Consider the following 24,777-nt stretch of genomic DNA (forward strand, 5'->3'; position numbering starts at 1 on the left):
GCCACCAGCCGGGCCGACCAGACAACAGATGACGACAGACGAGGAAGCACCGACAGTGCAGATCGAGACGCACGCCCCGTCACCGACCACCGACCTGATCCCGCCCGGTTCCACGGAGGACACTTTGACCGCCCCGCTCAGCACCCTTACCGCCCTCGACGACGCCATCGAGCGTCTCGGCGTGGCCGTACCCTGCCGCTCGTACGACCCGGAGGTCTTCTTCGCCGAGGCTCCGGCCGACGTCGAGTACGCCAAGTCGCTGTGCCAGACCTGCCCGCTGCGTGAGGCGTGCCTCGCCGGTGCCAAGGACCGGCGCGAGCCCTGGGGCGTCTGGGGCGGCGAACTGTTCGTCCAGGGCGTCGTCGTACCGCGCAAGCGTCCGCGCGGGCGTCCCCGCAAGAACCCGGTCGCGGCATGACCGCCATGGGCACGATCAGCCGTCCGGCCGCGAGAGACCCGCGGTCGCGACAGTCCCCGAAGTACGACCCGGCGATGAGGACGAGAGCCTCACGCGCCTACGCCCGACGTCAAGCCGACGAGGGCGTCCAGAGACAGAACAGGAATCGAGAAATGCAACTCATGCCAGAATCACTGGCCCGTGCGCATATGGACTCACGCCTCCACGAGGCCGAGTCAGAACGCAGGGCGCTGCGAGTGGTGGCAGCCCGCCGCTTGCAGCGCCGCGCCGAGCGCGCCTCCCTGCGTGCCCGCCGCGCGATCGCCATGGCGGTCATGCAGTAAGGCACCAGGGCCTGTCAGTACTGATGACCGAGGAAGGAACCGGGGCGTTGCGCCCCGGTTCCTTCGCGTGTCCGGGGTTATCTTCGGGAGGATGGACGAGAACGAATCCGGCGAGACACGGTGTTCCTCCTGCGGCGTGGTCGCCGAGGGAACTCCGGTCACCTGGGCCCTCTCCAGGGAGAACGGCCAGCGGCGCTACCTCTGCGAAGCCTGCTCACGCACCCACATCCGAGCCATCGAGGGACGGATCGACCAGGTCTGGTGGTGACGCCGCGAAACCGGGGACCCACTCCTCCAGCTCCTCCCGCATCCGGACGGTGGCACCGAGCTGGCAGAGCACCCCGATCGTGCTCAACGTCACCCGGTGGATCAGCAGGTACGACGGCGGCAGGTTGAGCTGCTTGCCCAACTGGTGTGCGGGGGAGCGCGGATCAGCGATCCTGGCCGCCTGCTCCCGCATCCAGGACCGGCTGAAGGCGAAGCTCTCCGCCCTCGCGGGCTCGATGATCGGCACCAGGTACTCCAGTACCGCGTCCGGGTCCAGCTCTATCGACTCCTTGACGAACCCGTCGTCGCACAGCAGCTGATAGACGCCCTCGGCGTCGCCGTCGAGTGCCATGCGCATCGCGACGCCGATGGTCGGCGGCAGTCCGTCCGGCAGCCGGTCCACGGTGCCGAAGTCCATCACGCCCAGCCGCCACCGCTCCGGCGGGCACTCACCCTTGCCCCACCCGTGGGGATGCTCGGTCAGGAGCCGGAAGTTGCCCGGGTGCGGGTCCGCGTGCAGCAGCCCCGTCCGGGCGGCACCGGAGAAGAGGAAGTGCGCCAGCAGCTGCCCCGCGCGGTCGCGCTCCTCCGGGCTGCCCTCCGCGATGACCTTCGCGAGGGGCACGCCCCCCATCCACTCGGTCACCAGCACCTGATCGCCCTGGTGCACGACACCGGGGACGAACACGGCCGGATCGTCCGCGAACTCCTGTGCGCACACGCGCTGGGCCGAGGCCTCCAGCTCGTAGTCCAGCTCCTCGGTCACCCGGTCGCGCATCTCGGTGATCAGCGGCTTGATGTCCATGCCCGGGACCAGCGGGCCCAGCAGCCGGGCGAAGCGGCCCAGCTGGGTCAGGTCGGAGACGAGCGCGTCGCCCGCGCCCGGATACTGCACCTTGACCGCCACGTCCCGGCCGTCGTGCCACACCCCCCGGTGGACCTGGCCGATGGATGCCGCCGCCGCGGGGGTGTCCTCGAACTCCAGGAACAGCTCGCGCCAGCTCTCGCCGAGCCGCTGCTCCAGCACGGAGTGCACCGTGCTCGCGGGCATCGGCGGAGCCGCCTCCTGGAGCTTGGTCAGCGTCGCGCGGTAGGGACCGGCGATCTCCTCCGGCAGCGCCGACTCGAAGACGGACAGCGCCTGCCCGAGCTTCATGGCACCGCCCTTCAGCTCACCGAGCACCTTGAACAACTGCTCGGCCGTACGCTGCTGCACCTCCTGGCCGACCAGCTCGGCGGAGTAGCCGCCGATGCGCTTGCCAAGGCCCCAGGTGGCACGCCCCGCGAAGCCCAGCGGCAGCGCCGCCAGCTTGGCCGTGCGAGTGACCGCTTTGCGGGGAAGATCAGACATACGCCCCTCCAACTCCCTTACAGCACAAGCGAAAAGCACAACCGGACCGCAGCGCCCCCGCGCCCCGTGAGCCGGGCGCGCCGGGGGTGTGCCCGCTACGAGGCCATTGTGGCCTCTTCGGACGCGGGGGCCGAGAGGGGGCGTGCGGTTGTGGTCGAATCGGCACCGCAGGGACATTCCCGGTGCGGAGTGATCTGCTCCGTGTCGGCCAGCAGATACGGCAGGACGAGCCGCATCCGGTACCCGGCGCCGCACCCGCCGTCCCCGTCCAGGAAGCTCAGCGCGTAGGAGGCGAGGGCTCCGGCGACCATCCCCGCGAGCGCCGCGTCACACGCGGGCACCCCCGAGCGTCTGCGCGCCGCCGCCCGCCACTGCCCCACCATCAGCGGCCAACTCGGCTCGCGCTCGGTGCGGGTGCGCAGCAGGCAGCCCGCGCACGCCGTGACGCCGGGCAGCACCAGTGGTCCGACCACGCCGGTGCCCTCGATCACCCCGCCGTACAGATGCGGGGTGCCCGCCCGCAGGAACCGCTCGGCGGCGGCCGGCTCGGGCGCGTAGGCCTCAAGGCCGTCCCTGGGCGCGATGACGACCAGGCTCAGTCCGTCCCGGGCCTGGCCGCCGGGCCGTACGGCGCCGAGCCGCCAGGGCTTCGCGGCGTTCACCACTCGGCGGGCCGCGACGCCACGGCGCTCTCCCGTGCGCTGCGCGGGGATGCCCCCGGGCAGCGCGTCCCACGGCTCGACCGCGCCGCCGTCCTGGACGTCCACCTGGCCCACGCCCGCGGCCGAGAGCGTCGCCGCGACCGTCGCCCCGACCCGGCCGGCGCCGCGCACCTGGACGCGGGCCGACCGTCTGGCCGAGAGGCGCCGCGGTCCGGCGCCCGGTTCGGGATGCACCGTCGTCAGCGAGGCGAGATCCGCCCGCAGCCGGTCGCCGATGGCCGCCGACGCCGCCCGCTCCGCCGTGGCGTCGTCCAGCACCCCCGCTCGGGACAGCCGCTCCGTCAGCAGATCGGCCGCCTCCGGGCCGAGCCCGAGCGAACCGGCCGCCGTGCGGAGCCGCTCCATGCTCCGGGTGCCGTCCATCAGGTCGAGGAAGCTGGCCGTCGCCTCGTCGACCGGTCCCAGCAGCACCGCGTGTGCGGGTGCCACGCCGTACTGCACCGTGTGCCGGTCGCGCCAGCCGCGCCGCAGCGCGGGCTTGATCATCGGATGCATGCGGACAGCTTGCGGCCTCCCGCCAGGGCGTGCACCGACTTGTCCACAGGTAGCGGATGATAGTCGCATGAAACGGCCGTCCCGTCTGCCGGTTTCGGAGGTGAATTTCCCCGGGCCGGCGCCGGACCGCCCGGAGGCAGGACTTCCGCCAAGGCGAACGGGTAACGTCGGAGAGTGCCCGCCGACCCGCGCAGCAGCGCCAGCCGGAGCGCCGTGGAAGTGCGCCGCAGCGCACGCCGCCGCCGCACGGTCTCCGCCTACCGCGAGGGCGACCGTACGGTTGTCATGATTCCCGCGCGCATGTCCGACGCGGAGGAGGAACGCTGGATCGGCGTCATGCTGGACAAGCTGGCGGCCCAGGAGGGCAGGCGGCTGCTGGGTGACGGCGAGCTGGTGGTCCGCGCCGGGGAGTTGTCCCGGCAGTACCTCGGCGGCCGGGCCCGTCCTCTGACGGTGCGCTGGGTCACCAACCAGCACACGCGCTGGGGTTCCTGCACGCCCGCCGAGGGGAGTATCCGCCTCTCCCACCGCTTGCAGGGGATGCCGGAGTACGTGATCGACTACGTCCTGTTGCATGAACTCGCCCACCTGCTGGTTCCGGGGCACGGCCCGCGATTCTGGCGGCTGCTGGAGGGTTATCCACGTACCGAGCGGGCGCGCGGATTCCTCGAAGGGGTATCCGCGGCGGACCGGCTTCCGCATCTTCCCGCCGCCCGCGACGACGGAACTCTCCCGGGTACCGGTTAGCCTGGCGCGACGCACTCATGGCAATCGGATGGGGGACGGTCGTTACGTATGGCCAGGGAATTCCAACGCGGCCACAAGGCCAAGATCAGTGACCTGACAGCGGGGACGGATCTGTACGTCGGCGTGCAGATCTCGGGCCCCGGCCTGAGCTTCGACATCAGCTGCTTCGGCCTCGACGGTGCGGAACAGCTCTCGGACGAGCGCTATTTCATCTTCTTCAACCAGCCGAAGTCGCCCGAGGAGTCCATTCAGCAGCTCGGCGCCCAGGCGGGCGACACGGAGTCCTTCCGGGTCACTCTCGACCGCATTCCGGCGAACATCCAGAAGCTGTCCTTCACCGCCACGCTCGACGGCGCGGGGCAGATGTCCCAGGCCGCTCCCGGCTATATCCGCATAGTCGCCGGCGGTGAGGAGGTCGTGCGATACGCCTTCGACGGCAGTGAGTTCACCACCGAGCGCGCGGTGATGCTCGGAGACTTCTACCTCAAGGACGTCTGGCGCTTCGCGGCCGTCGGCCAGGGGTTCGACGGCGGCCTGGACGCGCTGCTGCGCCACTTCGGCGGCGAGGTCGCCGAGGAGGAGCCCGCACCCGCGGCGCCCGCACCGGGCTTCGGGGCGCCGCAGGGCGCGGCGCCGGGCTTCGCACCGCCGCCCGGCGGCGCCGCTCCGGCCGCCGCCCCGCAGCAGCCGCCGCCCGCGCCCTCCTTCGGGGCCCCACAGGCTCCTGCGCCCCAGGCCCCGCAGGTGCCGCAAGCCCCCCAGGCGCCCCAGGCCCCCGCGCCGCACGCGGCCCCCACCCTTGCCGCCCCGCTGGCGACGCCACCCGCCGCCCCGCAGCAGCCCGGCCCGCCCCAGCCCCCGCCCGGCTACCCGGCGCCTGGGCAGGCGCAACCGCCCGGCCAGCCCCCGTTCGGCCAGGCGCCCGCCGCGCAGGCACCCCCGCAGCCCCCGTTCGGCCAGGTCCCCGGCCAGGCCGTACCGCCCCCCGGCGGTCCGCAGGCCCCGCCCGGCGCGCCCGGCCAGGCCCTGACCAACCCCTTCGCCCAGACCGCCGCTCCCCAGCTGCCGCAGATCCCGCAGGGGCCCGCAGCGGGCATGGCGGTCACCTTCGACGCGTACCGCGAGGCGCCGACGGGGGGCCGCTGGACGCCGCAGAACAGCCAGCTGGTCCGGGTCGACCTCGGCATCGACGGCCAGCCCGTCCTCGCCCGCCAGGGCAGCATGGTGCTCTACCAGGGCAAGGTGGACTTCTCCCACAAGAGCGCCGGATTCGCGGCCCGCATCGCCGGGAGCGCCACCGGCCAGGAGATGCAGCTGATGCGGTGCAGCGGCAAGGGCCAGGTGTTCTTCGCCGAGGAGGCCGCCCAACTGCACCCCGTCGAGTTGCAGGGTGACGGCATCTGCGTCTCCGCCGAGAACGTCCTCGCCTTCGACGAGTCGCTCCAGTACGAGGTGCGCCGGATCGAGGGGCATGGCATCCCCGGCGGGGCGCTGTTCACGATGCAGTTCCAGGGCACCGGCACCATCGTCGTCAAGACCCACGGTGCCCCGGTCGTCCTGCCGGTCACGCCGACCACCTTCGCCGACGCGCAGGCCGTGGTGGCGTGGTCGTCCGCCGCCCAGGTGATCATCTCCAGCCAGGTGCGGCTGCGCCGCCAGGCGTATCCGGGGCACACCGGGGAGGGCGTGAACCTCCAGTTCCGCGGCGCGCCGGGGAACTTCATCGTCGTCCAGCCCTACGAGGTCTGAGGAGTCCGTCATGAACCAGCAACTTGCGGGCTTCGCCCCGACCCCGCCGACGGCCCGCATGGAGAACCACGGCACCAACATGCTGAAGGTCGTCATGCAGTCGGGCCACGACCTGTACGCGCGTACGGGCTCGATGGTTGCCTACGAGGGCTTCGTGCAGTACGAGCCCAACCCGCCCGCCGTGCGCCAGATGGCCGCCCAGTGGCTGACCGGCGAGGGCGCCCCCGTCATGCGCTGCCACGGCGACGGGCTGCTCTACCTCGCCGACTACGGCGCGGACGTCGTCGTGCTCAACCTCAACGAGGACAACCTCTCGGTCAACGGCACCAACATCCTGGCCTTCGACGCCCATCTGCGCTGGGGCGTCGAGCGGATCAAGGGCATCGCGAAGTTCGCGGGCCAGGGGCTGTTCAACGTGAGCCTCTCGGGCACCGGCTGGGTGGCGGTGACCACCCGCGGCATGCCCGTCGTCGTCGACTGCGGTCGCGGCGCGGACGAGACCTGTGTGGACCCGGACGCCCTGGTGGCCTGGTCGACGCATCTGAAGGTGAAGGGGAAGCGCAGCTTCAAGGCGTCCGCGATGGTCGGCCGCGGCAGCGGTGAGGCGTACCAGCTGGGCTTCTCCGGTCAGGGATTCGTGGTCGTACAGCCCAGCGAGGACAGCGCGGACCGCCTGCGGGTCCGGGGCTGAAGGGAGGAGAAACCGATGCAGAGTACGCTTTTCGGCTACACCGAGAACCAGTCCGGCGACCGCTACTGCCTCCAGAACCAACGGCTGCTGCGCGTCTCCCTCAACGGCGACAAGGACGTGCTCGCCCGCCAGGGCAGCATGGTCGCCTACCAGGGGCTGCTGGAGTTCGACCCCGAATACCAGCCGCGGGGCCGCCGCCGCAACCGCTCCAACGGCGGCGAGGGTCTCGACCTGATGCGCTGCTCGGGCCAGGGCACCGTCTACTTCGCCAACCTCGCGCAGCACGTGCACATCGTGGACGTCGACCGCGAGGGGCTTACGGTGGACGGCAGCTACGTCCTCGCCCTCGACTCCCAGCTGCACTGGGAGGTCGTCTCCGTGGACAGCCAGTACGGCATCTCCGGCACCGGCAAGTACCAGCTCAACATCACCGGGCAGGGCAAGGTCGCCCTGATGACCTCGGGTGAGCCGCTGACGCTCCAGGTCAGCCCTGACGGCTACACCAACGCCGACTCGGACGCCATCGTCGCCTGGTCCAGCTCCCTGCGGGTCCAGATGCAGGCGCAGACCAGCTCCTCGGGCGTCTGGCGGCGCCGGGGAAACACGGGCGAGGGCTGGGAGCTGAGCTTCCTGGGCGAGGGCTTCGCGCTCGTACAGCCCAGTGAGCTGCTGCCGCCGCAGAACGCCGTGATCGGCAGCGGGGTGGCCGCGCAGTTCGGCATGGGCCAGCAGGGCTCGCGCGGCGCGAACCAGGGCAACGCCTGGACGAACTAGATCCGTCGCCCGGACAGGGCCAAGCCGCCCGCTCCACCCCCGCTGCGTGCTCCTCCCCGGCCGCGCCCGCGCCCCTCTCGCTCAGAGGAGGGCGCGGGTGCGGTCCATCAGCCGCACGACCGACTCGTCGGCCACCGACGCCACCTCGTCGTACGCGTACCAGCGCAGGTCCAGCGACTCCGCGCTGAGCGCCGGCACCGCGCCCTCCGGCGCCAGCGCCGCGTACTGCACGTCCAGATGCCAGGCGCACGGCGTCAGATGACGGTCCAGCCGGACGGGGCCGCCAGGCAGCAGGGACAGCCCCGGAACGCCCGACTCCTCGGTCGCCTCGCGCAGCGCGGCGCCCGCCGGCGTACGGTCGCCCGGCTCGCAGTGGCCGCCCGTCTGGAGCCACATCCGCAGCTTGCGGTGCAGCGTGAGCAGCACCCGGCCGCCGACCGGGTCCACGATCAGCGCACTCGCCGTGAGGTGACCCTCCCGGCAGGACCGGCTCATGGCGTCCGGATGGCTGTCCAGCTGGGCGAGATAGGCCAGCCGGAGCCGCTCCTGCGCGTCATCCGGGGCCGGCCATTCCTTGAGGGCGAGCGAGGCCTCCGCGTGCAGGGTCATTTCCGCGGGCCACCCTCGCCGCCGGTCCCGCCGCCGGTCTCCCGGCCGTCCTCGGCGCCGCCCTCGCCCTCGGCGTCCGGACGGCGCTCGGCGGCGTCGCCCAGCATCTTGTCCAGCTCGGAGAAGTCCAGCTGCTCGCGGTGCACGAAGCCGTCCGGGTCGTCCAGGTCCGCCGCCGTCGGCAGCATGTCCGGGTGCGCCCACAGGCCGTCCCGGCCGTCCGCGCCCCGCGCGTCCGCCAGCGAGGCCCACAGCCGGGCGGCGTCCCGCAGCCGCCGGGGGCGCAGCTCCAGGCCGATCAGCGTCGCGAAGGTCTGCTCGGCCGGCCCGCCGGACGCCCGGCGCCGCCGCAGCGTCTCGCGCAGCGCGCCCGCGGAGGGCAGATGCGGCTCCGCCGCGTTGTGCACGACCGCGTCCACCCAGCCTTCGACGAGCGCGAGCGCCGTCTCCAGCCGGGCAAGGGCCGCCTTCTGCTCCGGCGTGTCCTCGGGCTGGAACATGCCCTGCTGGAGCGCGGCCTGCAACTCCTCCGGGTGCTGCGGGTCGAGCTGGCCGACGACGTCCTCCAGCTTGCTGGTGTCGACCTTGATCCCCCGGGCGTAGCCCTCGACCGCGCCGAAGAGGTGCGAGCGCAGCCACGGCACATGGGCGAAGAGCCGCTGGTGGGCGGCCTCCCGCAGGGCCAGGTAGAGCCGCACCTCGTCCTTGGGCACGCCCAGCCCCTCGCCGAACGTCTCGATGTTGCGCGGCAGCAGCGCGGCCTTGCCGGCCGGCCCCAGCGGCAGGCCCACGTCCGTCGAACCGACCACTTCACCGGCCAGCACACCCAGCGCCTGCCCGATCTGGGTGCCGAACATCGCGCCGCCCATCGAGCGCATCATCCCGAGCAGCGGGCCCGCCATGGCCTGCATCTCCTCGGGCAGCACGTCGCCCATGGCCGCGCCGACGCGCTCCGCCACCGGGTCGACCAGGTCCTTCCAGACCGGCAGCGTGGCCTCGACCCACTCCGCACGGCTCCAGGCGACCGCGGAGGCCGAACCGGAGGGCAGCGTGGTCACGCCGTCGAGCCACAGGTCCGCCAGCCGCACGGCCTCCTCGACGGCGCTCCGCTCGCCCGCGCTCACGCTGGTGTCCGGCGAGGCGGCGCGCTCGGAGGCGCCCGCCGCGCCGGGCTGGCCGCCCTGGGCGACGGTCTGCCGGGCGATGTCCTTGGCCATGTCCCAGTTCACCGGGCCGCCCTCGTACGACATCATCTGGCCCAGCCGCTGGAAGGCGGCCCCCAGGTCGTTCGGATCGAAGCCGCCGCCGGGGCCGCCGAGCGAGCCGAACATCGCGGCCAGCGGGTTCTCCCCGGCGCCGCCCGCACCGAAACCGAACGGGCCGGGCATTCCGCCGCCGGAGCCGCCCTGGCCGCTGGAGCCGCCCTGGCCGCCCGAGCCCCCCTGGCCGCCCTGCTTCTTCCTGGCCTCGTCACCGTCCTCCGGCTCCTCGGGAGGTACGCCGAATCCGAATGGGATGTCACTCACGGGTTTCCTCGGCTCTGTCTCGTCGGACGGTCGATTAGTGCGTTCTGGTGGGCTGTGCCTCCAGCCTAGACACCTGTCAGGCAGGATGGAGCCTGCGCACCTCGTACCAGAAACAACCGCTGGAGACGCCCGGTGAGTTCCTCCCAGACCGACGTTCGCGCAGCGCGAACCCCAACCATCGCCGTGACCGGCGCTGCCTCCGGGGTCGGTGCGCTGCTCACCGAGCGGCTGGCCGCCTCGCCGGAGGTCAAGCAGGTCCTCGCCATGGATGAGCGGCGCGGGGAGGCGAGCGAGGCGCAGTGGCACACGCTGGACGTACGCGACCCCGCCATCGCCGACCGGCTGCGCGGCGACGGCCACCCCGTCGACGTCGTGGTGCACCTCGCCCTCGACCTCGGCCTCGACAGCGACCCGGCGGCCCGTACGGCGTACAACGTGCGCGGCACCCAGACCGTCCTGACCGCCGCGGCGGCGGCCGGCGTGCGTCGCGTCGTGCTGTGCACCTCGGCCATGGTCTACGGCGCCCTGCCGGACAACGACGTGCCGCTCGCGGAGGACGCCGAGCTGCGCGCCACCGCGGAGGCGACCGGCGTGGGCGACCTGCTGGAGATCGAGCGCCTCGCGCAGCGGGCGCCCCGCGCGCACCCCGGCCTGAACGTCACGGTCGTGCGCCCCGCCATCGTCGTCGGCGGCACGGACACCGCGCTGACCCGGCACTTCGAGTCGCCCCGGCTCCTGGTCGTCGCCGGATCGCGGCCCTGCTGGCAGTTCTGCCACGTGGAGGACCTGGTCAGCGCACTGGAGTACGCGGCGCTGGAGAAGGCCGAGGGTGAGCTGGCGGTCGGCTGCGACGGCTGGCTGGAGCAGGAGGAGATCGAGGAGCTGACCGGCATGCGCCGCATGGAGCTGCCCTCGGCGGTGGCCCTGGGCGCCGCCTCCCGGCTCCACCGGCTCGGCCTCACGCCGTCGCCGGCCGGGGACCTCGCGTACACGATGCACCCCTGGGTGGTCAGCGGCAGCAGGCTGCACGAGGCGGGCTGGCGGCCGGTGTGGACGAACGAGGAGGTGCTCGCCGAGCTGCTCGACGAGGTCTCCGGGCGGCACACGCTCGCCGGGCGCCGCCTGGGCCGCAAGGACGCGACGGCGGCGGGGGCCGCGGGTGCGACCGTCGCCCTGCTGGGCACCGCCGCGCTCGTGCGCCGGGCGCGCAAGCGGCGCGGGCTGTGAGCGTGCGCCGCGGGGGCGCCCGGGGCCGCGGTTCCGTATCCGGCCCGGGTGGGGCAGCATGAAGTCCATGGCACCGACGTACGACCACCCCGGCGAGCGGCGAGCCGCGGACCCGATCCGGCTGCTGGCGGTCAGGGACAGTCCGCTCTCCCTGGACGAGGTCTTCCGCGCCGTCGGCGACGACGCCGCGGGCGGCACGGCCCTGTTCGTCGGCACGGTCCGGGACCACGACGGCGGTACGGACGTCGCGCGGCTGGGCTACTCCGCGCATCCGACGGCCGAGGCGGAGCTGCGCCGGGTCGCGGAGAAGGTGGCCGCCGACTTTCCGGTGCGCGCGCTGGCGGCCGTGCACCGGGTGGGCGGCTTGTCGGTGGGCGACCTCGCGGTCGTCGTCGCGGTCTCCTGCCCGCACCGGGCGGAGGCGTTCGACGCCTGCCGCCGCCTGATCGACGACCTCAAGCACGAGGTCCCCCTCTGGAAGCACCAGACGTTCACGGACGGCGCCCAGGAGTGGGTCGGCGCGGAGGCGTAACCCCACCGTGCGGGGCGGTGTCCGCGACCCCGCCGCGGGAGAACACGCGTTCCGGTTGCGTTTCGGGCAGCCCGGCTCCAGCGTGGGAGTCCGCGCAGGTTAATCTGCTCATCGGCTGGTTCTTCGGCCGATACGTTCGCTCATGGGTCGGGAGGTCTCCGTGGCCGCACTCCTCTGGCTGCTCATTCCGGTTGCGGCCGGGCTGGTGGCGAGCATCTGGGGCGCCTTGGCCGCGCGTCGCCGCACCACCACACCCGACGCGGACGGCGTCGCCGGGTACGAGCGCTTCCGCGCGGCCATGGAGCGCTCACCTTCCCGGCTTCCGCGCTGACCCGCGAGACCCGGACGCACCAGCCCGGCAGGCCCGCCGACCCCCCTGTCCCGTAGGGTTTCGGCATGCCACGTCGTACCGCGACTCTGCTTGCGTCCACGCTGCTCCTGATAGCCGTGTTCTGCGCAGGCGTCCTCATCAACGTGCCGTACGGGGCGATGTCACCGGGGCCGACGTACAACACGCTGGGCAAGGCGCACGGTGAGCAGGTGCTGAGCTTTCCCGGCAAGGACGTCTCGGACAACAAGGCGACCGGCAATCTGAACATGACCACCGTCCGGGTCACCGGCTCCGACTACCGGATGAACCTCTTCGAGGCCGTCTACGGCTGGCTCGCGCACGACAACGCCGTCGTGCCCCACTCGACCCTCTACCCCGAGGACAAGTCCGCGCAGGAGGTCGAGGCGGAGAACGCCGAGGAGTTCAGCGCCTCCCAGGAGAGCGCGAAGGTGGCCGCACTGCGCGAGCTGAAGATGAAGGTCTCGACGCGGGTCGTGGTGCGGACGGTCGCCAAGGGCGGCGCGGCGCACGGCAAGCTGCACGCGGGGGACGTCATCCAGGCGGTGGACGGCAAGCGCGTCGCCGAGCCGAAGGACGTGGGCGACCTGGTGACCAAGCACGAGGTGGGGGAGAAGGTCGACTTCACCGTGGTGCCGGCCGAGAAGGCCGCCGCCGCGGAGAAGGCGAAGAAGGACCCGGTGGACCTGAAGGGGGAGCGGGTCACCGTCCCGACCAAGAAGGCGGCGGACGACGGCCGTGCCGTGGTGGGCATCGAGCCGGGCACCGCGCACACGCTTCCGTTCCCCATCGACATCACCCTCGCCGACGTCGGCGGCCCGAGCGCCGGACTGATGTTCGCCCTGGGCATCGTCGACAAGCTCACTCCGCAGGACCTCACCGGCGGCGCGTTCGTCGCGGGCACCGGCACGATAGAGGCCGACGGCAAGGTGGGCGCCATCGGCGGCATCCAGATGAAGACCGTCGCGGCGCGGGACGAGGGGGCGGAGTTCTTCCTGACCCCGAAGGACAACTGCGCCACCGCCGCCGCCGACACGCCGGACGGGCTGATCCTGGTGAAGGTGGACACGATGCACGACGCGATGTCCGCGCTGGAGAAGATCCGGGACGACAGGACGGCCGACCTGCCGCGCTGCTCCGCGAGCTGACGGGCCTGGCGCCGGCCGGAGGCCGCCCGGCGGGCTGACCGGCGGGCGGAGCCGCCCACCGGCCCCGCCCCCGAATCCCCGTCACCTCCGGCCCGGGGCCGTCAGTCCTCGAAGGTCGCCGCCAGCGCGTCCGCGAGCCCCGGTACGAGCCCCGCCCCGGTGAGCACGTCCGTCGCCGCGTCCCGCTCGCGCAGCCGCAGCGCCGACTCCCGCGCGCCGTCGCGCAGGACGGCGACCGTCATCCGCACCTCCTGCCGCTCCGGGTGCCGCGCGACCCACGCCGCCAGCTGGGCGTCGTCCAGCCCTTCGGGCACCGCCTGCTCGGCCGAGGCGGGCAGCATCAGCCGCTCCACCGTCAGCGCGCAGCCGGTGACCGCGCCGGGCCAGGCGACGGTGCCCAGGAATTCGTCCAGCGCCGTGCCGGGCGGCAGCGCGTCCTGTTCCACCGGCGTGTACGACGTCCGGGGCGGGCCGGAGTCGGCGCCCGGGCCCGGCCCGGGGGCCAGCTGACCGGCCAGGGAGGGCTCTTCGGCGCGCAGCTGCGCCGTGTCCACCAGGGCGAACAGCCGGGCGGGCTGGTCCCAGCCGAGCCCGGCCGCGTACTCGTCGATCTCCAGCACCGCACGGGTCAGCGGACCGGCTGCCAGGGGTGTGCCGTCGTTGGGGGTGTTGTCCATGCTCATATCGTGCCTTCGAAGACCCCGGAAACGGGAACTGAGTAAAGCTTCGTTAAGTTGCCTTAGTGGGTCCTACGATGCGGACCAGCTTCATCCCTGCCAATCTTCGAGGTGCGCACCTTGGCTTTCCAGATGCCGGACCGGGGCTCAGGCGGCCCCACCGGGCCACGGATCAGAGTGGGCCGACCATCGCGGCGCGTCCGGACGCTGCTGATGACGGTCGGCGCGCTGGCGGTCCTGGCCATGCTCTTTGTCATGTTCGCCGGGTTCTGGACCGACTGGCTCTGGTATCGCTCGGTCGGCTACCGCTCGGTGTTCACCAAGACCCTGTGGACGAAGGTCGGCCTCTTCGCCGTCTTCGGTCTGCTGATGGCCGGTGTCGTCGGATTCAACATCTGGCTCGCCCACCGGCTGCGACCGCCGCTGAGCGCGATGTCGCTGGAGCAGCAGAGTCTCGACCGCTACCGCATGGGCATCGCCCCGTACAAGAAGTGGATTCTGCTGGGCGTCACCGCGCTGATCGGGCTGATCTCCGGCGCGTCGGCCGCGGGCCAGTGGCGCACCTGGCTGCTGTGGATCAACGGCGTCTCGTTCGGGAAGAAGGACCCGCAGTTCGGCAAGGACGTCTCGTTCTACGCGTTCGACCTGCCGTGGTACCGCTTCCTGCTGAGCTTCGGCTTCGCGGCGGCGGTCCTCTCGCTGCTGGCCGCCGCCCTGGTGCACTACCTCTACGGCGGCCTGCGGGTGACCAGCCCCGGCGCCCGTGCGACGGCGCAGGCGACCGGACACCTGTCCGTCCTGCTGGGTACGTTCGTGGCGCTCAAGGCGGTCGCCTACTGGCTCGACCGGTACGGCCTGGCCGTCAAGGGCAGTGACTTCAAGGCGACGGACAACTGGACGGGCTTGAAGTACGTCGACGCGAACGCCTACCTGCCGGCGAAGACGATCCTCTTCATCATCGCGATCATCTGCGCGCTGCTCTTCTTCGCCACCCTGTGGCGCCGCACCTGGCAGCTGCCGGTGATCGGCTTCGGCCTGATGGTGCTGTCCGCGATCCTGATCGGCGGGCTCTACCCGGCCATCGTCCAGAAGTTCCAGGTCGAGCCGAACGAGCAGGCCAAGGAGACGCCGTACATCGAGAAGAGCATCGAGGCGACGCGCGAGGCGTACGACATCGATGACGCGAAGGTCGACGACTACTCGGGCACGACGAAGGCGGCCAAGGGCACGCTGCGGGACGCGGCGGACAGCGCCGCGAGCATGCGGCTGCTCGATCCGAACGTCGTCTCGCCGACCTTCCAGCAGAAGCAGCAGGTGCGCGGGTACTACCAGTTCCCCTCCACGCTGGATGTCGACCGCTACACGACCAAGGACGGCAAGGAGCAGGACACCGTCGTCGGTCTGCGCGAGATCAACACCGACGGGATTCCGAAGAAGGGCTGGATCAACGAGCACTTCAAGTACACCCACGGCTACGGCATGGTGGCGGGCAAGGGCACCACGACGGACGAGGACGGCGAGCCCGTCTTCACCGAGAAGGACCTGCCGCCCCGCGGCGAGCTGGGGAAGTACGAGCCGCGGGTCTACTACGGCGAGAAGACCGACCAGTACTCGATCGTGGGCGGTCCGCAGCAGGAGCTGGACTACGCGGACGACAGCGGTGAGAAGACGTACACCTACACCGGTGACAGCGGCGTCGACCTCTCCAACCCGATAAACCGCGCCGCGTACGCGGTGAACTTCAACGAGCCGCGCATCCTCTACTCCGGCGCGATCGGTGAGGGCTCGCAGATCCTCTACAACCGGACGCCCAAGGAGCGGGTCGAGGCGGTGGCGCCCTGGCTGACCATCGACGGTGACCCGTATCCGGCGGTCGTCGACGGGCGTATCCAGTGGATCGTTGACGCGTATACCACTACGAACAACTATCCGTACTCCTCGCGGACGACGCTGGGTGACACCACGGCCGACGCACTGACGGACGACCAGCGCGCCGTGGTCGCCCAGCAGAACAGCGTCAACTACATCCGCAACTCCGTGAAGGCCACGGTGGACGCCTACAGCGGCGACGTGAAGATGTACGAGTGGGACACCGAGGACCCGGTGCTCAAGACGTGGATGAAGGCGTTCCCGGGCACGGTGGAGCCGAAGGAGAAGATCAGCGACGGGCTGATGGAGCACCTGCGGTACCCGCAGGACCTCTTCAAGGTCCAGCGCGAGCTGCTCACCCGCTACCACGTCACCTCCCCGTCGCAGTTCTACAGCGGCAGTGAGCGCTGGCAGATCCCGGACGATCCCACCCACAAGGGGAACGCGGTTCCGCCGTACTACCTGAGCATGAAGATGCCCGGTGAGAAGGATCAGAGATTCTCCCTGACGACGACCTTCAACCCGAACGAACGCCAGACGCTGGGCGCCTTCATGGCGGTCAACGCGGACGCGAAGAGTCCGGACTACGGGTCGATGACGATGCTCAAGCTGCCGTCGAACACGACGGTTTCGGGGCCTCAACAGGTGCAGAGCAAGATCAACTCTGATCCGGAGATCGCCAACGACCTGAACATCCTCAAGAGAGGCGACTCCGAGATCGAGTACGGCAACCTGCTGACCGTGCCCCTCAAGGGCGGTCTGCTGTACGTCGAACCGGTCTACATCCGAGGTGCTGACACCAACTACCCGCGGATGAGAAAGGTCGTGGCCACCTTCGGCGAGGACATCGCCTACGAGGACACCCTCGAGGAGGCGTTGGACGAGATCTTCCCGACGGGCGCCCCAGGTGACAAGGACGAAGGATCGCCACCGCCAGGCAAGGACGAAGGCGAACCAGGCGGCGACGAGGACGCGGGGAAGACCCCGCCGTCCGGTGACGGCGCGGCCCAGGACGCCCTGAACGACGTCGCGGAGGCTCAGGAGAGAGGCCGCAAGGCGTTGGAGAAGGGCGACTGGCAGGGCTTCGCCAGGGCTCAGGAGGACATCGAGGAGGCGCTGAAGAAGGTCGAGAAGACCGACAACGGCGAGACCAAGCCGCCCAGTTAGCGCTCGATGACATGGAAGGGGCCCGGAGTCAATCGACTCCGGGCCCCTTCACTTGTACGAGGGACATCGGAGCAAAAGGGTTTGAGTATCGCTCTGTCGGGAAGTCGACAAACCGCTGAAGTGACCTCACTGGCTGCGGTATTCGAGGTGTACGCGGGTTGCGGGTGGTGCGACGATGGGGCTTATGGGGGACAACGGGAGGCTTGCCGGTTCGGGCGTGATCGATCACGCCCAGGACGCGGCTGCCACGAGTGTGCTCGGCGCGCAACTGCTGCGCCGAGGCGATCTTGACGGGGCGGAGCCGCATCTGCGTGCGGCGACCGCCGGGGGTGACCGCGCCGCGGCCAACAACCTCGGGGTGCTGCTGCACCAGCGGGGATACGCGGAGGAGGCGGCGGGCTGGTGGCGGATCGCCGCCGTCGCCGGTTCGGCGGCGGCGGCCCACGCGCTGGGCCGCTACCACCGCGAGCGCGGCGACGAGCCCGCGGCGCACTACTGGCTGCGGCAGTCCGCCGAGTGCGGCCACGCGCTGGGGGCGTACGCGCTGGCGGACCTGCTGGAGCACCGAGGTGAGGGCGGCGCGGAGGAGTGGTTCCGCGCCGCCGCCGAGCAGGGGCACCGGGAGGCGGCGTACCGCGTCGCCCAGCTGATCAGCGCCCGCGCGGACGGCGGCCGGGGCCAGGGGCAGGGCCACGGCCAGGACCAGGCCGCCGGCGGAGCGGCGGCGGACGAGGCCGCGCAGTGGTACCAGCAGGCCGCCGCCCGCGGTCATCGCCGTGCGGCGCTGCGCCTCGGCGCCATCCTGGAGCGGCGCGGCGAGCTGAAGGACGCAGGCCGCTGGTACCTCACCGCCGCCAAGGCCGGTGAGTCCCGCGCCGCCTGCGCGCTCGGCTTCCTCCTGCGCGATGCGGGGGACGAGGAGAGCGCGGCCGTGTGGTGGCGCAAGGCCGCCGAACAGGGCGACGGCAACGCCGCGAACGCGCTGGGCGCGCTGCACGCCGAGCGCGGCGAGCGGCAGACCGCGGAGCGCTGGTACCGCGTGGCGCTCGACGCCGGGGACGACAACGGCGCGTTCAACCTCGGGCTGCTGTGCGCCGGTCAGGACCGCGTGGCCCAGGCCGAGCAGTGGTACCGCCGTGCCGCCTACGCCGGGCACCGCGAGGCCGCCAACGCGCTGGCCGTGCTGCTGCTCCAGCGCGGCGACGCGGAGGGCGCCGAGCCGTGGTTCTCCAAGGCCGCGGAGGCGGGCAGCATCGACGCCGCGTTCAACCTCGGCATCCTGCACGTCAGCCGGGGCGACGACGACGCCGCGCACGCCTGGTACGAGCGGGCGGCGGCGGCCGGGCACGCCGAGGCCGCGCTCCAGATCGGCATCAGCGCGCTGCGCTCCGGCGACACCGAGGCTGCCGAGCGGCAGCTGCGCCGGGCGGCCGACGGTGGCAGCGTCGAGGGCGCCTTCCGGCTGGGCGCGCTGCTGGAGCAGCGCGCCGCGGGCACGGCGGACGAGGACGCCGCGGGTGGTGCGGGCGGCGGCGTCCCGGGTGCGGCGGCGGCCGACGCGGGTCCGGGCACCGGCTGCGCCGAGTACGACCAGTGGTACGCGCGGGCCGCCGAGCAGGGGCACCGCCGTGCCCAGGTGCGGCTGGGCATGTCGGCCGCGGCCCGTGGCGACGTCGTGGACGCGGCGCACTGGTACCGCTCGGCGGCGGAGGCGGGCAGCCCGAACGGCGCGTTCAACCTCGGGCTGCTCCTCGCCCGCGAGGGCAGCGAGCCGGAGGCGGCGCTGTGGTGGACCCGCGCGGCCGAGGCGGGGCACGGCCGCGCCGCGCTGCGGCTGGCGCTGATCAGCGCGCGGCGTGGCGAGCTGGCGGACGGGCAGCACTGGTGCGCCCGCGCCGTCGAGCTGGGGCCGGACGAGGTGGCCGGGCGGGCGGCGAAGCTGCTCGACGTGCTGCGGGACGAGCTGTCGGCCTGAGCGGTCGGCGTCACGTGCCGGCACCACCCGCCCGATCTGCAGTGCGGTGCGGGGCGGCCCCGGGCGTGTCGTGGAGGTGCTTCCCGGCCTCCGCTCACGCCCGGGGAAGGGATTTGCGCTGGTCGTCGTGGTGGGGTTAGAGTAAAGACACAACGACGCGGGGTGGAGCAGCTCGGTAGCTCGCTGGGCTCATAACCCAGAGGTCGCAGGTTCAAATCCTGTCCCCGCTACCAAAGACAGAAGGCCCGGATCAGCTGATCCGGGCCTTCTGCTTGCGTGTGCGTCCCGTGCGCTGTGCCCGGGCGGGGGTGGCGCTGTGCCGCTTCGGTGTGTCTCTTCGGTCAGCCGCTGGAGCAGTCGGGGCACAGGCCCCGGTAGGTGACGGTCGCGTCCGAGACGGCGAAGCCGTACCGCTCGCCCTCGGGCAGCGCGGCCAGCGGGTCGCCCACGGGGTGGACGTCGCGGATCGTGCCGCAGCGGGAGCAGACCAGGTGCTGGTGGCGGTGCCGGGCGTTCGGGTCGTACCGCTTGGCGCGGTCGGCCGTGCTCACCTCGATGACTTCCCCGATGCTGACCAGCTCGCTCAGGGTGTTGTACACAGTGGCGCGGGCGATCTCCGGCAGTTGGGCGGCGGCGCGGGCGTGGACCTCGTCAGCGGTGTAGTGCACATGCTCGCCATCGAGCACCTCGGCCACGACTCGCCGCTGCGCGGTAAGCCGCCAGCCGCGATCACGGAGTCGTTGCAGCAGGTCACTCATGACAGCAAGACTAGCAGCGCGCAGTTCTATGGCCAGAACCCGTACGGAATTCGGGTACTTCTTGACTTAGACATTGTCCAATGTAGGATCGGGGCGGCGAGAGCCAAGGGACGACAGACGCAGCAGGAGGCGGCAAGTGAGCACCCAGGTCGAGACCACCGGACCGTTGACCACGGAGGCCGGAGCACCTGTCTCGGACAACCAGAACAGCGAGACCGCAGGCGTCGGCGGGCCGGTGCTGGTCCAGGACCAGCACCTGATCGAAAAGCTGGCGCATTTCAACCGCGAGCGCATCCCGGAGCGCATCGTGCACGCCCGGGGCGCGGGCGCGTACGGCACGTTCACGGTGACGGAGGACGTCAGCAAGTACACGCGTGCGGCCTTCCTCTCCGAGGTGGGCAAGGAGACCGAGGTCTTCGCGCGCTTCTCGACGGTGGCGGGCAACCTCGGTGCGGCGGACGCGGTGCGCGACCCGCGCGGTTTCGCGCTGAAGTTCTACACGGAGGAGGGAAACTACGACCTCGTCGGGAACAACACCCCGGTGTTCTTCATCAAGGACGCGATCAAGTTCCCCGACTTCATCCACACCCAGAAGCGCGACCCGTACACCGGCTCGCAGGAGGCGGACAACGTCTTCGACTTCTGGGGCCTCTCGCCCGAGTCCACCCACCAGGTGACCTGGCTCTTCGGTGACCGCGGCATCCCCGCGTCCTACCGCCATATGCACGGCTTCGGTTCGCACACCTTCCAGTGGACCAACGCCGACGGCCAGGTCTTCTGGGTCAAGTACCACTTCAAGACGGACCAGGGCATCAAGAACCTGACCGAAGAAGAGGCCGCGGTGCTGGCGGGCCAGGACCCGGACAGTCACCAGCGCGACCTGCGGGAGTCCATCGAGAAGGGTGACTTCCCCAGCTGGACCGTCTACGTGCAGGTCATGGAGCAGGGCGACGCGGCGGGCTACCGCTTCAACCCGTTCGACCTGACCAAGGTCTGGCCGCACGAGGACTACCCGCTGATCAAGATCGGCAAGATGGAGCTGAACCGCAACCCGGAGAACATCTTCGCCGAGGTCGAGCAGTCCGTCTTCTCCCCGGCGCATTTCGTGCCCGGCATCGGCCCGTCCCCCGACAAGATGCTCCAGGGCCGCCTGTTCGGCTACGGCGACGCCCACCGCTACCGCGTCGGCATCAACGCCGACCACCTGCCGGTGAACCGTCCGCGCGCGACCGAGGCGCGCACCCACGGGCGGGACGGCCAGATGTACGACGGCCGGCACGGCGGCGCGAAGAACTACGAGCCCAACAGCTTCGGCGGGCCGGTGCAGACCGACAAGCCGCTGTGGCAGTCCGTCGCGGTCTCCGGTGTCACCGGTGAGTCGGCGGCTCCCTCGCACGCCGAGGACAACGACTTCGTCCAGGCCGGCAACCTCTACCGGCTGATGACCGAGGCGGAGCAGACGCGCCTGGTCAACAACCTCGCCGGTGCGCTCGCCGGTGTCACGCGCGAGGACATCGTGCAGCGGGCCATCGAGAACTTCCGCCAGGCGGACGCGGACTACGGCAAGCGGCTGGAGGCCGCGGTGGAGGCCCTGCGCGGCTGACGCCCGCTTGCCGTTGCCAGCCGGAGGGATCGGACGCCATGGGGCTCCGGTCCCTCCGGTGCTGCGCGGGCCGGGCTCACGGCCCGGGCGGGCTCACCGCTTGGCCCGGGCTACCTCGTCGGCGTACGCGGCGCCCCGGGCGCGGCGGCCAGGCCCGCGCGCCGGTCCGCGGGCTCCGCGCGCTGCTCGTCGTGCCGGTCGGGGATGCCCGACCAGCACCGCACGATGTCGCGTACGGACATCACGCCCACCGGCTCGCGCTGGTCCAGCACGATCAGGTGCCGGAAGCCGCCTCGGGCCATCGCCTGGGCCGCCTCGGACAGCGTCCACCGAGGGCTGGCGAAGACGATGTCGGTGGTCGTGTGGGCCTGGGCCGTCTCCTGTTCGGGGTCGAGCCCGGCGCCCACCGCGTTGAGGACGTCCCGTTCGGTGAGGATGGCGACGCCGCTGGTGTCGGGGTCGAGTACGACGGCGGCGCCCACCCGCCGGGCGGACATCAGTGCGGCGGCCTGGCGCAGGGTGTGGGTGGGCCCGATGGTGAGGACGAGGGTGCTCATGGCGTCCTGGACGAGCGTGGGCATGGAGAGGCCCCTCTCGAGAGTGGATTCACAAAGTCACAAGCGCTCGGAACCTCATGCTCACACGTCGGCCGGACGCCAGCAAGGGCTGTGCGGCAGCCGTGTGCGGCAGGCATGCGCGGCGGCCCTGCGGGTCAGCTGCACGTACGCGGCAGGCGCGCGGCGGTGTGCCGCCGCGGCCCGTCAGGCGTTCAGGTAGCGCAGCAGCTCGTCGTGGAGCAGCCCGTTGGAGGCCGCGGCGTTGCCGCTGTGCGGGCCCCGCAGTCCGTCCAGGCCGGTGAACCGGCCGCCCGCCTCCTCGACGATGACGGCGCTCGCCGCCATGTCCCACAGGGACAGCTCCGGCTCCGCACACATGTCCACCGAGCCCTCCGCGACCATCATGTACGGCCAGAAGTCGCCGTACCCGCGGGTGCGCCAGCAGTCCTGGGACAGTTCGAGGAAGCCGTCCAGCATGCCGCGCTCGGCCCAGCCCGACAGCGAGGAGTACGCGAACGAGGCATCCCGCACCTCGCCGACCTGCGACACCTTCAGCCGCGTCGCCTGCGACAGGCTCCGCCCCGTGTACGCCCCGCCGCCGCGCACCGCCCACCAGCGCCGGTTGAGCGCCGGGGCGGACACCAGCCCGACCACCGGGTGGTCCTGACCGTCGATCAGCTCGGTGAGGGCGATGAGCGTCGCCCATACGGGGACCCCGCGTACGAAGTTCTTGGTGCCGTCGATCGGGTCGATGACCCAGCGCCGCGGGCCGTGCCCCTCGGTGCCGAACTCCTCCCCGAGCACCGCGTCCCGCGGCCGGGCCCGCTGGAGGGAGGTGCGGATCAGCTCCTCGGCCGCCTTGTCGGCGTCGCTCACCGGCGTCATGTCGGGTTTGGTCTCGACCCTCAGATCGAGCGCTTTGAACCGCTCCATGGTCGTGGCGTCGGCGGAGTCGGCCAGCACATGGGCGAAACGCAGATCATCGTGGTAGTCCGGCATGACCGAACAGTATCCACCGGCTCAGGTCCCGGCCACACGGCCACACCGGCAACGGGACCGTGCAGGGCGTCTTGACACCTTCTGGCCGTACGTCAATTCTGTCCCGCACGCCACATGTCGGGCCTTCGGGCCGGGCCTTCGGGAGGCATGGATGCCGACTGCACGAGACACGTTGCTCGAAGCCGCGCACGCCGCCGTGTCCGAACGCCCCTGGACGGGCGTCCGTATGGTCGAGATCGCGGCCAGGGCCGGGGTCTCCCGGCAGACGCTCTACAACGAGTTCGGCAGCAAGGAGGGGCTGGGGACGGCGCTGGTCACCCAGCGCGTGGCCGACTTCCTGGACGGCGCCATCGCGGTCGCCGCACAGGCGGCCCGCAAGGGGGCCGACCCGGCGGCCAGCTGCGCCGCCGCGGCGGCGTGGATGCTCCGCACCGCACCGAGCGAGCCGATCGTCACCGCCGCGCTGACCGGCAGCTGGGGTACGCGGATGCCGCTGGCGGTGCAGGACCGGCCGGCCGCCCCGGTCGAACTCGCCGCCGAACTGCGCGACCGCATCGTCTCCGGCGTGTCGGGCGGCACTTCGGGCGCCTCCGTGCCGGACCCGGAGACGCTGCGCAGGGCCTGCGAAGTGGGCCTGCGGCTGGTCCTCTCCTACCTGGTGGCACCGCTCAAGGGGACGGACGAGGGTCTGGACGAGGAAGCGAGCGGGCGCGTCGACGAGGTCGTACGGGCGCTGCTGTGACGGCGCCCCCGGTGCGCCTCAGTGCGCCCCGCCGGAGAGCTGGAGCCCGATGACGCCCACGATCACCAGGCTGATGGAGACCAGCTTCAGTACGGAGACCACGTCGTCCAGGAAGATCATCCCGTAGATCGCGGTGCCCGCCGCGCCGATCCCCGTCCACACCGCGTACGCCGGTCCGACGTCGAGCCGCTTCAGGGCAAGGGTCAGCAGACCGAAGCTCCCCAGCGCGAACGCGCAGAACGCGATCGTCGGCCAGAGCCGGGTGAAGCCGTGCGAGAGTTTGAGGCAGACGGCGAAGCCCGTCTCGAGGATGCCCGCGACGACGACCAGCAGCCATGCCATGCTCTTCTGCCTCCGGGTGAACGGCCCGTGCGAGCCGGGCGGTTGGACGGACGGGCCATGGTGGTACGCCGAAGCCGCGCGCCCCGGGCGGACCGCGCGGCGACGACCCCTGGGTGTGCAGTATGCACACCGGACAAGCTGAAGGCGATCAGTCCCCTTCCCGCCGCTCGCGCGTCGCCAGCAGCCGGCGCAGCGAGTAGAGGCGTGCGGGCTCCGCGTGCCCGGCCGCGACCCAGGCGTCCAGGGCGCAGTCCGGCTCGTCGTGGCTGCAGGCGCGCGGGCACTCCGCCGTCCCCGGCTCCAGGTCGGGGAAGGCGTGGATGACGCGGCCGGGGTCGATGTGGTGCAGCCCGAACGAACGTACGCCCGGGGTGTCGATCACCCAGCCCACCCCGTCCGGCAGCGGCAGCGCCAGGGCCGAGGTCGTGGTGTGCCGGCCGCGCCCGGTCACCGCGTTGACCACCCCGGTGGCCCGGCGCCGCTCCGGCACCAGCGCGTTGACCAGGGTGGTCTTGCCGACGCCGCTGTGCCCGACGAAGACCGTGCTCTGCCCGTACAGGAGCGCGCGCACCCGCTCCGCCGACTCGCCGTCCGCCAGCTCCTCCGCACTGGTCACCACGGACCGCACGCCCACGTGCGCGTACGCCTCCAGCAGCGGGGCGGCCGGGGCGAGGTCGGACTTGGTCAGCACGAGCAGCGGGGTCAGCCCGGCGTCGAACGCGGCGACCAGGCAGCGGTCGATCAGCCGCGGCCGGGGCTCCGGATCGGCGAGGGCGGTGACGATGGCGAGCTGGTCCGCGTTCGCGACGACGACCCGCTCGTACGGGTCGTCGTCGTCCGCCGTACGGCGCAGCACGGAGACCCGCTCCTGCACCCGGACGATCCGCGCGAGGGTGTCCTTGGCGCCGGAGAGGTCGCCCACGATGCCGACCCGGTCGCCCACCACCACGCTCTTGCGGCCCAGTTCGCGGGCGCGCATGGCGGTCACGCTGCGGCCGTCCACCAGGCAGGTGAGGCGCCCCCGGTCGACGGTCAGGACGAACCCCTCCGCCGCGTCCTCGTGCTTGGGCCGGATGTGGGTGCGCGGGCGGGTGCCCCGGCGTCCGGGGCGTACGCGGATGTCGTCCTCGTCGGTGTGCTTGCCGTAGCGGCGCATCGCG

The 24,777-nt window shown here is 71.9% G+C and carries 24 protein-coding genes and 1 tRNA gene; 15 read left to right on the forward strand and 10 right to left on the reverse strand.

Annotated elements, in window-relative coordinates; all coding sequences use genetic code 11:
- The first annotated feature begins 55 nt into the window (after positions 1 to 55).
- Positions 56 to 418: a WhiB family transcriptional regulator gene (locus H299_RS0107685; protein ID WP_027747946.1), complete on the forward strand. Its 363-nt coding sequence runs from the start codon at positions 56 to 58 to the stop codon at positions 416 to 418.
- Positions 415 to 741 carry a hypothetical protein gene (locus H299_RS40290; RefSeq protein ID WP_027747947.1) on the forward strand — a complete coding sequence of 109 codons (327 nt, stop codon included), beginning with the start codon at positions 415 to 417 and terminating at the stop codon, positions 739 to 741. The genes H299_RS0107685 and H299_RS40290 overlap by 4 nt, the downstream gene beginning before the upstream one ends.
- Positions 742 to 955: 214 nt before the next feature.
- On the opposite strand, the gene H299_RS32750 is transcribed toward H299_RS40290, so the two are convergent.
- Positions 956 to 2,359, reverse strand: a complete 1,404-nt coding sequence (locus tag H299_RS32750; RefSeq protein ID WP_037758116.1) for an ABC1 kinase family protein — start codon at positions 2,357 to 2,359, stop codon at positions 956 to 958.
- Between the two features lie 95 nt (positions 2,360 to 2,454).
- Positions 2,455 to 3,576 carry a ThiF family adenylyltransferase gene (locus H299_RS0107700; protein ID WP_027747948.1) on the reverse strand — a complete coding sequence of 374 codons (1,122 nt, stop codon included), beginning with the start codon at positions 3,574 to 3,576 and terminating at the stop codon, positions 2,455 to 2,457.
- Positions 3,577 to 3,750: 174 nt separating this feature from the next.
- Between H299_RS0107700 and H299_RS0107705 the strand changes: the two genes are divergently transcribed.
- The 4 genes from H299_RS0107705 to H299_RS0107720 are packed head-to-tail and all read left to right on the forward strand — an operon-like array spanning position 3,751 to position 7,537.
- The gene (locus H299_RS0107705; RefSeq protein WP_027747949.1) at positions 3,751 to 4,323 is read left to right on the forward strand and encodes a M48 metallopeptidase family protein; all 573 of its coding nucleotides are present in this window, start codon (positions 3,751 to 3,753) and stop codon (positions 4,321 to 4,323) included.
- A 48-nt stretch (positions 4,324 to 4,371) separates the two neighbouring features.
- Positions 4,372 to 6,072, forward strand: a complete 1,701-nt coding sequence (locus H299_RS0107710; protein ID WP_027747950.1) for a TerD family protein — start codon at positions 4,372 to 4,374, stop codon at positions 6,070 to 6,072.
- Positions 6,073 to 6,082: 10 nt separating this feature from the next.
- The gene (locus tag H299_RS0107715; RefSeq protein ID WP_027747951.1) at positions 6,083 to 6,763 is read left to right on the forward strand and encodes an AIM24 family protein; all 681 of its coding nucleotides are present in this window, start codon (positions 6,083 to 6,085) and stop codon (positions 6,761 to 6,763) included.
- Between the two features lie 15 nt (positions 6,764 to 6,778).
- Positions 6,779 to 7,537, forward strand: coding sequence for an AIM24 family protein (locus tag H299_RS0107720; protein WP_027747952.1), 759 nt, complete (start codon positions 6,779 to 6,781; stop codon positions 7,535 to 7,537).
- 81 nt (positions 7,538 to 7,618) lie between these two features.
- Here the strand turns inward: H299_RS0107720 and H299_RS0107725 are convergent, their stop codons facing one another.
- Positions 7,619 to 8,146 carry an NUDIX hydrolase gene (locus H299_RS0107725; protein WP_027747953.1) on the reverse strand — a complete coding sequence of 176 codons (528 nt, stop codon included), beginning with the start codon at positions 8,144 to 8,146 and terminating at the stop codon, positions 7,619 to 7,621.
- A complete protein-coding gene (locus tag H299_RS32755) occupies positions 8,143 to 9,672 on the reverse strand; it encodes a zinc-dependent metalloprotease (RefSeq protein WP_037758118.1) in 1,530 nt (509 codons plus the stop codon). The genes H299_RS0107725 and H299_RS32755 overlap by 4 nt, the downstream gene beginning before the upstream one ends.
- 132 nt (positions 9,673 to 9,804) lie before the next feature.
- Between H299_RS32755 and H299_RS0107735 the strand changes: the two genes are divergently transcribed.
- The 4 genes from H299_RS0107735 to H299_RS0107750 all read left to right on the forward strand — a co-directional run bounded on the left by H299_RS0107735 (position 9,805) and on the right by H299_RS0107750 (position 12,928).
- Positions 9,805 to 10,899: an SDR family oxidoreductase gene (locus tag H299_RS0107735; protein ID WP_027747954.1), complete on the forward strand. Its 1,095-nt coding sequence runs from the start codon at positions 9,805 to 9,807 to the stop codon at positions 10,897 to 10,899.
- A gap of 67 nt (positions 10,900 to 10,966) precedes the next feature.
- Entirely contained in the window at positions 10,967 to 11,431 is a 465-nt protein-coding gene (locus tag H299_RS0107740; RefSeq protein ID WP_027747955.1) for a molybdopterin synthase catalytic subunit, read from the forward strand.
- Positions 11,432 to 11,591: 160 nt separating this feature from the next.
- Positions 11,592 to 11,762, forward strand: a complete 171-nt coding sequence (locus H299_RS39870) for a hypothetical protein (RefSeq protein WP_199782404.1) — start codon at positions 11,592 to 11,594, stop codon at positions 11,760 to 11,762.
- 65 nt (positions 11,763 to 11,827) lie between these two features.
- A complete protein-coding gene (locus H299_RS0107750; protein ID WP_027747956.1) occupies positions 11,828 to 12,928 on the forward strand; it encodes a PDZ domain-containing protein in 1,101 nt (366 codons plus the stop codon).
- Positions 12,929 to 13,029: 101 nt separating this feature from the next.
- Here H299_RS0107750 and H299_RS0107755 read toward each other — a convergent pair whose 3' ends face one another.
- Positions 13,030 to 13,605: a PPA1309 family protein gene (locus H299_RS0107755; RefSeq protein WP_027747957.1), complete on the reverse strand. Its 576-nt coding sequence runs from the start codon at positions 13,603 to 13,605 to the stop codon at positions 13,030 to 13,032.
- A 111-nt stretch (positions 13,606 to 13,716) separates the two neighbouring features.
- On the opposite strand from H299_RS0107755, the gene H299_RS32760 reads away from it, so the two are divergent.
- The 3 genes from H299_RS32760 to H299_RS0107770 all read left to right on the forward strand — a co-directional run bounded on the left by H299_RS32760 (position 13,717) and on the right by H299_RS0107770 (position 18,849).
- Positions 13,717 to 16,641, forward strand: a complete 2,925-nt coding sequence (locus H299_RS32760; protein WP_199782405.1) for a UPF0182 family protein — start codon at positions 13,717 to 13,719, stop codon at positions 16,639 to 16,641.
- Between the two features lie 184 nt (positions 16,642 to 16,825).
- Positions 16,826 to 18,616, forward strand: a complete 1,791-nt coding sequence (locus H299_RS32765) for a tetratricopeptide repeat protein (protein ID WP_199782406.1) — start codon at positions 16,826 to 16,828, stop codon at positions 18,614 to 18,616.
- Between the two features lie 156 nt (positions 18,617 to 18,772).
- A tRNA-Met gene (locus H299_RS0107770) sits at positions 18,773 to 18,849 on the forward strand.
- 108 nt (positions 18,850 to 18,957) lie between these two features.
- On the opposite strand, the gene H299_RS0107775 is transcribed toward H299_RS0107770, so the two are convergent.
- Positions 18,958 to 19,374, reverse strand: a complete 417-nt coding sequence (locus tag H299_RS0107775; RefSeq protein ID WP_027747958.1) for a Fur family transcriptional regulator — start codon at positions 19,372 to 19,374, stop codon at positions 18,958 to 18,960.
- 136 nt (positions 19,375 to 19,510) lie between these two features.
- Between H299_RS0107775 and H299_RS0107780 the strand changes: the two genes are divergently transcribed.
- Positions 19,511 to 20,977: a catalase gene (locus H299_RS0107780; protein ID WP_027747959.1), complete on the forward strand. Its 1,467-nt coding sequence runs from the start codon at positions 19,511 to 19,513 to the stop codon at positions 20,975 to 20,977.
- Between the two features lie 110 nt (positions 20,978 to 21,087).
- Here H299_RS0107780 and H299_RS32770 read toward each other — a convergent pair whose 3' ends face one another.
- The gene (locus H299_RS32770; RefSeq protein ID WP_051262215.1) at positions 21,088 to 21,558 is read right to left on the reverse strand and encodes a CBS domain-containing protein; all 471 of its coding nucleotides are present in this window, start codon (positions 21,556 to 21,558) and stop codon (positions 21,088 to 21,090) included.
- 180 nt (positions 21,559 to 21,738) lie between these two features.
- Positions 21,739 to 22,533, reverse strand: a complete 795-nt coding sequence (gene hisN / locus H299_RS0107790; protein ID WP_027747960.1) for a histidinol-phosphatase — start codon at positions 22,531 to 22,533, stop codon at positions 21,739 to 21,741.
- A gap of 151 nt (positions 22,534 to 22,684) precedes the next feature.
- Between hisN and H299_RS0107795 the strand changes: the two genes are divergently transcribed.
- Positions 22,685 to 23,275 (forward strand): TetR/AcrR family transcriptional regulator, encoded by a 591-nt coding sequence (locus tag H299_RS0107795; protein WP_027747961.1) that lies wholly within the window; start codon positions 22,685 to 22,687, stop codon positions 23,273 to 23,275.
- Between the two features lie 18 nt (positions 23,276 to 23,293).
- On the opposite strand, the gene H299_RS0107800 is transcribed toward H299_RS0107795, so the two are convergent.
- Both H299_RS0107800 and rsgA read right to left on the reverse strand, forming a co-directional pair.
- Positions 23,294 to 23,617, reverse strand: coding sequence for a DMT family transporter (locus H299_RS0107800; RefSeq protein ID WP_027747962.1), 324 nt, complete (start codon positions 23,615 to 23,617; stop codon positions 23,294 to 23,296).
- Between the two features lie 148 nt (positions 23,618 to 23,765).
- Positions 23,766 to 24,773: a ribosome small subunit-dependent GTPase A gene (rsgA, locus tag H299_RS0107805; protein WP_027747963.1), complete on the reverse strand. Its 1,008-nt coding sequence runs from the start codon at positions 24,771 to 24,773 to the stop codon at positions 23,766 to 23,768.
- Between the last annotated feature and the right edge of the window lie 4 nt (positions 24,774 to 24,777).

It is taken from the genome of Streptomyces sp. CNH287 (assembly GCF_000424825.1).